Source organism: Erythrobacter sp. JB3-1, assembly GCF_057364995.1.
The window spans coordinates 3103465-3113335 of sequence record NZ_CP200289.1 but is presented as its reverse complement, the minus strand read 5'-3'; the positions used below and the strand labels follow the sequence as shown (position 1 = coordinate 3113335).

Annotated in this window: 5 protein-coding genes; 4 read left to right on the top strand and 1 reads right to left on the bottom strand. The window is 58.7% G+C overall.

What is annotated here, in order from left to right; genetic code table 11:
• Positions 1 to 454: 454 nt before the first annotated feature.
• Complete coding sequence (locus tag AC0V6M_RS14750; RefSeq protein ID WP_486139536.1) at positions 455 to 2491, top strand: hypothetical protein; 2037 nt, start codon at positions 455 to 457, stop codon at positions 2489 to 2491.
• 292 nt (positions 2492 to 2783) lie between these two features.
• Complete coding sequence (locus AC0V6M_RS14745; protein ID WP_486139535.1) at positions 2784 to 3410, top strand: response regulator; 627 nt, start codon at positions 2784 to 2786, stop codon at positions 3408 to 3410.
• 5 nt (positions 3411 to 3415) lie between these two features.
• Here the strand turns inward: AC0V6M_RS14745 and AC0V6M_RS14740 are convergent, their stop codons facing one another.
• On the bottom strand, positions 3416 to 5368 hold the full coding sequence (locus tag AC0V6M_RS14740) for a sensor histidine kinase (RefSeq protein WP_486139534.1): 1953 nt from the start codon (positions 5366 to 5368) through the stop codon (positions 3416 to 3418).
• A 427-nt stretch (positions 5369 to 5795) separates the two neighbouring features.
• Here AC0V6M_RS14740 and AC0V6M_RS14735 point away from each other — a divergent pair, with 427 nt between their 5' ends.
• On the top strand, positions 5796 to 8603 hold the full coding sequence (locus AC0V6M_RS14735) for a YadA-like family protein (RefSeq protein WP_486139533.1): 2808 nt from the start codon (positions 5796 to 5798) through the stop codon (positions 8601 to 8603).
• A 109-nt stretch (positions 8604 to 8712) separates the two neighbouring features.
• Positions 8713 to 9867, top strand: coding sequence for a TIGR03032 family protein (locus tag AC0V6M_RS14730; protein ID WP_486139532.1), 1155 nt, complete (start codon positions 8713 to 8715; stop codon positions 9865 to 9867).
• The last annotated feature ends 4 nt before the right edge of the window (positions 9868 to 9871 follow it).

Here is a 9871-nt window from a genome sequence, read left to right as displayed (position 1 = left end):
GCAGCGATTTTGGAGGATGAAGAGCTTACAGAAGTTCGCATCCGTCCATGCCAACGTCCCCAATCACTTCACTTCACTTCACCTCGCAGCGCCAGCTTATCGATCGCCAAAATTACAAGACCCGCCGCTCAGCCGCACTGGCTGAGTGGCACAACCTTATGGCCTGAAGAACGGCGAGGTTGGGGCGCTTCACGTCTAGCAGAGACGAGTTCGCGTTAGACTGACAGCACCTCATGATGGGTTCTCGCTGTTTTTCGCGGCCCATGAAAAATGGTGTGATTACGTTATATCCGGCCCTTTCGGCTCTCCCCTATAATTGCGTCCAAGATCAGTGTCCCGGTCAGCGCGCGCCCCGCTGATCGGGCGCTGATCGATCGGACACGCTTCACACCCGATTGCAGGATACGGATACCATCCCTGCATTGTGAAACTTCCATGAGGGGAAATTTTGAACATGAAAAAGACACTTTTGCTTTCGACCGCAGCCACCGCAAGTTTGGCCGCGCTTACTCTTACCGCCGCGCCTGCGCAGGCCGATACCTGCCTGCTTGACCGCAATGACAATGGCGAAATTGATGTGGGCACTGACAATGATGGCGGCGCGACTGATGATGCAGGCGCTGACAGCTCGCTGGCTTGCGGCGTGGGCGCGGATGCTACAGCGACACGCGCCACAGCGATTGGCAGCTTTTCAGAAGCCAGCGGAGAAGACTCTGTTGCTCTTGGTGCTGACGCGGATGCGACAGCCAACGGTGCCATTGCCATTGGCCGCCTCTCGGACGCATTCGGGGAATTCTCCGTTGCTCTAGGTCTTGCAAGTCAAGCAGCCGCAGAAAATGCCGTCGCAATTGGCACCGTTGCCAACGCCAATTCGGTTTCTGCTATCGCAATTGGCGAAAACGCTGACGCACAAGCGGAAAATGCCGTAGCCCTTGGTAGGCTGGCAAACGCTGCTGGAGTAAATGCCGTAGCCCTTGGTAGGCAGGCGAGCGCTACTAATTCCGATGCAGTCGCCATTGGGACTTTTGCCGAAGCTGAAGGGGATGGCTCCGTGGCAATTGGCGGACTTGGGGCTGAGGGGGCTGTTTCCAGGGGATTTGCATCAGTTGCCATTGGCGGTGCTACATTGGCCACTGAAAGAGCGGCCACTGCCCTTGGCTTGAACGCGCGAGCAACGGCACAGAACGCTCTTGCCCTTGGTAGCGGTGCAAACGCCGAAGGCGTTCAAGCGACCGCTGTTGGCTTTGCTGCGGAGGCAACGGGTGCCGGCGCTATTGCCTTGGGTGAAGCCAGCATCGCTAGCGGCATTGGTGCGGTCGCGCTTGGCTCAGATGATGGCGAAGGCGGCGCTAGGGCTCTTGCCGATAGAGCGATTGCGATTGGTTCAGGACTGTCCAACGCGGCTGTAAATGGTATCGCGATCGGCACATTTACAGCGGTGGGAAGTGAGGCCACCGATAGCATCGCTATCGGGCGAAGCGCATTGGCTACCAATGTCGACGGAATTGCTTTGGGCAGGTTCGCATCAACCATGGCTGACGGGGCCAGCGCCATCGGTGCGGACTCTTCCGCAAGCGGCGTGAACAGCTTTGCCGGTGGTACAGCGGCAAACGCGACTGGCGCTCAGGCCATCGCGCTTGGCTCGGATGCGGATGCTCTGCAGGATAACGGCATTGCGATTGGTTCAGGCGCTAGTGCGACGCGGGTGAGCGCTTTGGCCGTGGGTACAGGTGCTTTGGCTGAATCGGCGGGCGCAACTGCGCTGGGCGAGGGTGCTGTGGCGCGCGGCGATGATGCCTTTGCATTGGGTAACAGCACCTTTGCTCGCGGCGCGGAGGCAACGGCGATTGGCGGTAATGCCCGTGCAACCATTGCTGGTGCGATTGCTATCGGGGGGAGTTCCCGGGCGCAGGCCGCCGATGCACTGGCGCTAGGCAATGGTGCGTTTGTCAATCAGGAAGGCTCAACTGCGATCGGCGCAGGGGCGACCACAACAGCGGCCAACCAAGTGACGCTGGGCGGTACCGGTAGTTCGGTGCGGATTGGAGACATTGATGCCAGCACAGCCGCTCAGGTCGGCCCTGTTGATGCGGTGACGGTGGACGCCAACGGCACGCTGGGCCGTCAGAGCGTGGCCACCGCTGCCTCAGTCGACAATGTGCGGGTGGCGCTCAATGCGGTCGCGCAGGTCTCCACCGCGCAGTTTGATGCGCTTAGCGGGCGGGTGCAGGATCTCGATTTCCGGCTTGAAGAGCTGAGCGATAGCACCAGCGGCGGGATCGCAGCGGCTGCTGCGCTTGGCAGCGCCATCGCCATGCCGGACAAGGCCTTCACTATCGCAGGCAATATCGCGACCTATCGCGGTCAGCAGGGCTTTGCCGCGAGCTTCACTGGCCGCGTGAGTGACAGCTTTGCAATCGGAGCTGGGGTCGCTGGCAATACGGGTGACGGCTCCGTGGTCGCTCAGGCTGGCGTGGCATTTGGGTTCTGAGGAGGAATGACGCGCCGGTTCGCTAGCAATATCGGGACGCGGGCAAGGGTGCTGTTCGGCTTCTAACCGGCAGCCGCCTTGCCCAGCGATGGGGCGGTTTGCAATTTGGCTTTCGAGCCGCTGCAAACCGCCTCTCTACTTCGGAATTTCTGTTCGACTGGAGCTGACGCGACCTGCCTTGATATCTGACCTGGCCACCGCAACAGCAGGTCAAAAGCTCGGTTAAACGCAATTTGAGTCAGTTCCGCTCAGATTGACGATGAGTATCGCTTGCGCCATCAGCAACCACGCTATGGCAGTGCGGACAATCATCGCTGATGACCATCCCTTCATTCGCGAGGGCGTGGCCACGTTGTTGCAACATCTGGATGATTACACAGTTGTTGCGCAAGCGGCGGATGGCCTGGAACTGATCACTCATATCCGCAAAAGCAATCCTGATCTGGTTATCTGTGACCTAGCCATGCCTCATCTCAGCGGGATGGAAGCCATCGTCGAGATCAAGCGCTGGTGCCCGGACTGTGTTATTGTGGTGCTAACCGGTCTTACCGCACCCGGGCTGCTGGCGCAGCTTGATCAATTGGATGTCGCTGGCATTTTTCTCAAATCAGACAAGCTGGATGAATTGCGCGATGCACTGCCGTACATCATGGCGGGCAAATCGCTGCGATCCGAATCAGTCGAGACAGTATTATCCGGCAGCTCGACCACCGCGCTGAGCGGACGCGAACAGCAAGTGTTGATGGGTATCGCGCGCGGGGAAACAAACGCCGTGATTGGTGAAAAGCTGGGTATTAGCGCCAATACTGTGGACAAACATCGCAGCAATCTGATGCGCAAACTGAAAGTCCATTCGGCTGCGGAATTGCTATCTGTTGCGATCCGTGACGGTTTAATGGATCAAGCCAAGACCCTGTGACTTTATCATGCCAACGGTGCATTGCTTGTGGTCTCAATTACAAAGGTGAAGCGGCTGCCGCGCCCTTTGTGTGAGGCGATTTCGAGCTGTGAGCCCAGCTTTTCGGCCAGCTCTTGGACGATGGACAGCCCAAGCCCTTTGCCTTCGGGCCGGATTTGCTCGGCATTTTCGTCTCTGGCCGTACGCTGTTTTAACTGTTCGATCCTTGCTGGCGCGATCCCGCTGCCATTGTCGATCACGTCAAAGCGTAAACCTCCCTCGCGTTGTCTGGCTGCGACCAAGATTTTGTCGGCGCCCGAATAGGCAATGGCGTTGCCGATCAAATTGCTCAGCATGCGGAGTATCTCTGCGGTGTTGCCGCTGATCACGCCGGTGCTGGGGACGATGCGCAAATCGACATCCGCCGCCTCTGCCTCTTCCCGAAAGATCGCACCCACCGCAGCCAGCACGCGTTGAACGGGAATGGGCTCTTCTTGCGAGCTGTTCATCGGGGCGGCTTCGGTCGCTTGATCGAGATTTTGTTCGACAAGCCTTTCCATGTAATCGAGCGATGCCTCGATCGATTCAAGATCGCTGTCATTGTGGCCGGGCCTGGCTGACAGGTTCAATATTGCAGAGCGCAGGGCAAAGATCGGCTGGCGCAAATCGTGCGTTGTATCGGCGACCTTCCGGTTCGATTGATCGAGCATATCCTCGACCATCTGATTGTTCTGTTCAATCATCGCTAGCCGGGTGCGCAATTGCATATCGCGTTCGGCCGAGGCGAGCTTTTCTTCCATCAGCCTCTCGCGATCACGCCGCCATTGAATAATCACACTGACGCAGGCGACGCCCATCATCACCGCGTCAAAGACCATCGCGGCGCGGATCGTGTCGAGCGTAGCTGCGCGCGTTACTTCAATGTCGAGCCAATGCGCAGTGAACGTGACAATCGACGCAGCGACAATACCAAACCAGCCAAGGACAAAGGCGATGGCGCTCATTCCTTTGCGGCGCAGAGCGGCAATGCCCGATCCTAGGAATATCATCGCGCTTACTGGAATGCTGAATGTCATCAATTGCCTGATGAGTTCCAAATCCAGGAACAGGCTGCTGCCAAGAGCCACAATGTGTACCCCGATCACAGTTAGCAGGATCTTGTCGAGGATCCGCATGGTGTCCGCCGTTGCCAGAAAGACCCGTGTGAACTGCGCCGCGAATATGACGAGGAATGCCGAAAGCGGGATCGACACGACGCTGTTCAGCGCAGGATATTCAGGCCACATGAACTGAAAGGCATAGCCATCGCGGTGAAAGATATAGGTCGTGACGAGAGCCGCATAGCCGCCGTACCACAGGAATATGACCGCGCGTGTGATCGCAAAGGCGCCTAGGCTTGCGAAGAACAGCATCACCATCACGCCGTAAAAGGCAAAATCGCTGGCCATCTCTCCGGCGGCATGGGTCGCAAAGCCCAAATCGGAGTGGATCTCCAGCGGCATCGAAGTCAGGCCATCGGTGCGGTATCTGATCCAGATCTCACCCTCTTCGCCCGGCTGGAGTGCGAATGATGCTGCCAGTTGATGAAAGGCAATTGGGCGGCTGGTGAAAGGGCTGTCTCGCCTCTGGCTGAGCAGCCGCTCTGCACCGTCTTGCCGTTTAAGCCAAACGTCGATCTCGGAGACGTAATTGGTCTTCATCAGCAAAACCCGCTCGGCTTCAGAGCCGGAATCATTGGCGAGCGGCAGACGCAACCAGACGGGGTGTTTTTGAAATCCGAAATTGGGTTCGCTTTTGGCGACTCGCTGCATTTCTGCATCCAATGCGCCCGACCAAATCTGGTCCGGGGTTAAATGATTGTCCCGGTCAATAAAGTAAGTCAGCTTTCGCGTGGTCGTCTCAACGTCAGTGGGCGTCTCGCTCAGCAAGAATAGCGCAAGCGGGGGCTTGCTTGCCTCGGCAGAAGCGGGCGCGATCATCACGCAGCACGCCAAAAGCGCAAAGAGCAGTGAGAGGAGGCGCGAGCTGACCTGTTGTCTGGGCGAGGTTCGCACGCAACCAAACCCCGCATGATTGCGCGGGTTGACTGTCCGCAAAAGCTTCACCTCATCCGTATTCATACGCCCCCTGTAACGCATTTCGGGCACAAGGGTTATAATGGGTTCACACTATTCTTCGTTATGGCGAAAAATGGTGTGATTACGTTATATCGGGCCCGTTCGGCTCTCCTCTACAACTGCATCCAAGATCAGTGTCCCGGTCAGCGAGGGCGCGCGTTTGGCTCATTCGACCCTTTGAGCCGGACGCGTTTCCCCGTCTGATCGGGCGCTGGTCGATCGGACACGCTTCACAGCCGATGGATACCATCCCTGCATTGTGAAACGTCCATGAGGGGAAATTTTGAACGTGAAAAAGACAGCTCTACTTTCGACCGCAGCGGCAGCAACCATCGCTGCGCTTAGCCTTCAGCCAACAACTGCGCAGGCCGATACCTGCTTGCTTGACCGCAATGATAATGGCGAAATTGATGTGGGCACTGACAATGATGGCGGCGCCACGGATAATACAGGCGATGACAGCTCGCTGGCCTGCGGCGTGGGCGCCGAAGCGACAGCAACCGGCGCCACGGCGATAGGCTTCAATGCAGACGCTTCTGGAGAAGCAGCAATTGCCATTGGCCGTGAAACAACAGCCAGCGGAGGAGACTCCGTTGCTCTTGGTGACGCAGCCCAAGCAACCGCTGACGATACCATTGCCATTGGCTCGGGGGCAAATGCCAGTTCGTTGGATGCAATTGCCATTGGCAGAGGCACCGTGGCCTTTGATGAAGAAGCCACGGCCATTGGCCGCGGTGCCGCGGCCGCTGGGGATAGTGCCACTGCCCTTGGTGCCACAGCCGTTGCAGCCGCAGACAATGCCGTCGCGCTTGGCCGCAGTTCAGAAGCCTCAGGATTGGCCTCCATTGCTATTGGTTTTGATAGCGACGTAAGTGCAGAAAATGCCCTCGCAATCGGTGTCGATGCATCTGCCAGCGCGGATTCGGCGATTGCCATTGGCGACCGCTCTATTGCCGAAGCTTTAAATTCCACTGCCCTAGGCTTCTTGTCTACTGCCAGTGAAGAATTTGCTGTTGCTTTGGGCGCTGGAACCATCGCAAGCGAAGATAGAGCCACCGCAGTCGGCACAGGGGCATTTGCAATGGCAGTCCGAGCCACCTCAGTCGGCAGCGCGTCACAAGTCAATGGAGAAGAGGGAACTGCCATTGGTTTCAGCGCTTCCGCCAATGGAGAAGGGGGAACTGCCGTTGGTTTCAGCGCTAGCTCGTCCGGCGTGAACGGCTTTGCTGGCGCCTTCGGCGCGCGCGCCCGCGGGGATTACTCCGTTGCTATCGGTGGTGATGGTACGGATGCTGATGATTTTGGCGCACAAGCGATCGGTATTGCCTCGATCGCCATTGGCTCAGATGCGGCTGCGACTGAGGCCCGTTCAATCGCGCTTGGCTTGGGGGCACAAACGAACGACTCCGATGCTATCGCCATTGGATCGCAAGCCGTCTCAAACGGCGAGGGAGCGATTGCTCTTGGCCTTGACGCAGTGGCAGACGAAGATGGCGCGTTGGCCCTTGGTAGCGAGTCAATCGCATCCAGTGCCGGCGCAGCAGCCTTTGGAGCGTTTTCCAGTGCCACTGGCGCGGCCTCCTTGGCGGCTGGCGAGACCGCACAAGCGTCGGCGCTTGGAGCAACGGCCATCGGCGCTGAGTCCATTGCCAGCGGCATACGCAGCTTTGCTGGCGGGTCAGAAGCCGTGGCCAGCGGCTCTCAGGGCACTGCTCTGGGTGATCGTTCTGACGCAGCAGGTGCCGTTTCGACCAGCATAGGTGCAGACAGTTCCGCAGCAGGATTCGGATCGGTTGCCCTTGGCAATAACGCGCAAGCAACGTCACAGGACGCTGTTGCCCTTGGTAGCGAGTCAACCGCCGAAGGCGCTCGAGCGACCGCTGTTGGCGACAACTCTTCGGCTAGTGGCTTTACCGCGCTAGCTGTTGGAGCGTCGAGCATTGCATCCAATGACGGCGCATCAGCCATTGGATTTTTCTCCGGTGCCCTAGGCGAAACCTCCTTGGCGGCTGGCTTTGCCGCGCAAGCCACGGCAGCGGGCTCCACAGCTATTGGAGGCCGTTTCGAACTTGATGAAGCACCGGGCGCAGTAGCAGCGGCTGAGGGCGCAACGGCCATCGGTGCTGAATCCATTGCCAGCGGTGTGAACAGCTTTGCTGGGGCTGCTAGAGCAAATGCCACCGGCGCAGGCTCGATTGCCATTGGCGGGGATGCGAATGCTCAGCAGGATAACGGCATTGCGATTGGTGCAGGTGCAAGCGCAACGCGGGTGAGCGCTTTGGCGGTGGGTTCTGGCGCTTTGGCTGAATCGGTTCGGGCAACAGCGCTGGGTGAGGATGCTGTTGCGCGGGGCGATGATGCCTTTGCGCTGGGTAACAGAACCTTTGCTCGCGGCGCGAACGCCGTTGCCATTGGCGGCTCTGCCCGCGCGACACTAGAGCAAGCGACAGCGATTGGCTCGAACAGCCAGGCGCTAGCGGTGCAAGCCCTCGCAATTGGCGATGCGGCTGATGCGCGCGGAGTGGGCGCAAGCGCGATTGGTCAAGGCGCGAATGCAGCTCAAGATGGGGCAACGGCGCTGGGCGCAGGAGCGACAACTACAGCGGCCAACCAAGTGACGCTGGGCGGTACCGGTTCATCGGTACGCATCGGTGATATCGATGCGAGCACGGCGGCTCAGCAGGGTCCAGTCGACGTTGTGACCGTGGACGCGAACGGGACTTTGGGTCGTCAAAGCGTGGCGACAGCGGCCTCAGTCGACAATGTGCGCGTTGCGCTCAATGCCGTTGCCCAAGTCTCCACCGCGCAGTTTGATGCGCTCAGCGGGCGGGTCAGCACATTGTTTGATCTCACCGACACAATTGACCGTGATGCGCAGCGCGGCATTGCCTCCATCGCGGCCCAAGCAGCGCCGCATTTTCCCAGCGAAGCGGGCAAGACCAGCTACGCCTCCAACGTCGCGACCTATCGCGGTGAGGTGGGCTTCTCCGCTGGCCTGATGCACCGGTTCGAAGGCGACTTCGCCATCACCGCCGGGGTCACCTACGCAGGCGGCAATTCCACCAGCGTTCGCGCAGGCGTCGCCGGCGAGTTCTGAGGCGTAGAATTACTGGGTCAGGAGCGAGGCAGCCGCTGACCCAGTCTTACTCTTTCCGAATGTCGGCAGCCGGTCGTCGACCAACAGACTGCCATTAAAAGGTTCAATGATGTCAAACACAGCCGCGAAATCATCTCAACAGCCAGCACCAACCAAACGAGCGGCATCGACGCCGCAAAGCGTTACAGCGAGCCAGGCGCGGCCCAAAGAGCCCAAAGCGGAATATTCCCTGTCTGGCGGCTTACTTCAGCGGCTGCATGGAATGAACGCGGCGCTTGCTTTCACATCTTACCAGTCTGGTCTGCTTTATATGCTGGGCAGCAATGCTCAGGGCAAAGCGCAGCTTCACCAATCAGGAATGCCAAAGCCGATGGGTTTGTGTGCGGATGGCAATGGCCGTCTGGTTATGTCGACCGGTGCGCAAATCATGCGCCTGGAAAACGTGCTCGGGCCTGACGAGCGGATCAACCAAACGTATGACGCCTGTTTTATGCCGCGGACACATTATGTGACCGGGCAACTCGACGCGCATGATGTTGGCGCGATGGCCGATGGTTCTATCGTGTTCGTCAACACCCGCTTTAATTGCCTCGCCAAGGTGTCTGAGCGCCATTCATTTGATCCGATTTGGAAGCCTGAATTTATCAGCGATATCGTTGATGAAGATCGGTGCCACCTCAACGGTTTGGCGATGCGCGATGGCGCCCCGGCCTATGTCACGGCGGTCTCCAAATCCGACACAATCGATGGCTGGCGCGATCGCCGCGCCGATGGCGGTGTGGTGATCGATGTTAAGTCCGGCAAGATCGTGTGCGAGGGGCTGTCCATGCCGCATTCGCCGCGCTGGCATAATGGCAAGCTGTGGGTGCTGAATGCGGGCACGGGCGAGCTTGGCTATGTCGAAATGCCAAAAGGCAAGGCGAAGATGGGCAAGTTTAAGCCGGTCGCGTTTTGCCCCGGCTTCCTGCGCGGATTGTCGTTCCACGATGGCTTTGCCTTCGTTGGCCTGTCGCGCCCGCGCTACAAACGCTTCGAGGGGTTGGAGCTTGATGAGCGCCTGAAGAAGGCCGACAGCGAGCCATGGTGCGGGGTCCAGGTGATTGACCTCAAATCGGGCAATTGCGCCGATTGGTTCCGGATCGATGGCGACATTGGCGAACTTTATGACATCGAACTGGTCGAGGGCTTCCGCTGTCCCATGACTGTGTCGCCCAGCTCTACGGATGCGGCGACATTGCTCACCTTTGACAAGCTCAAAACCTAGCCAA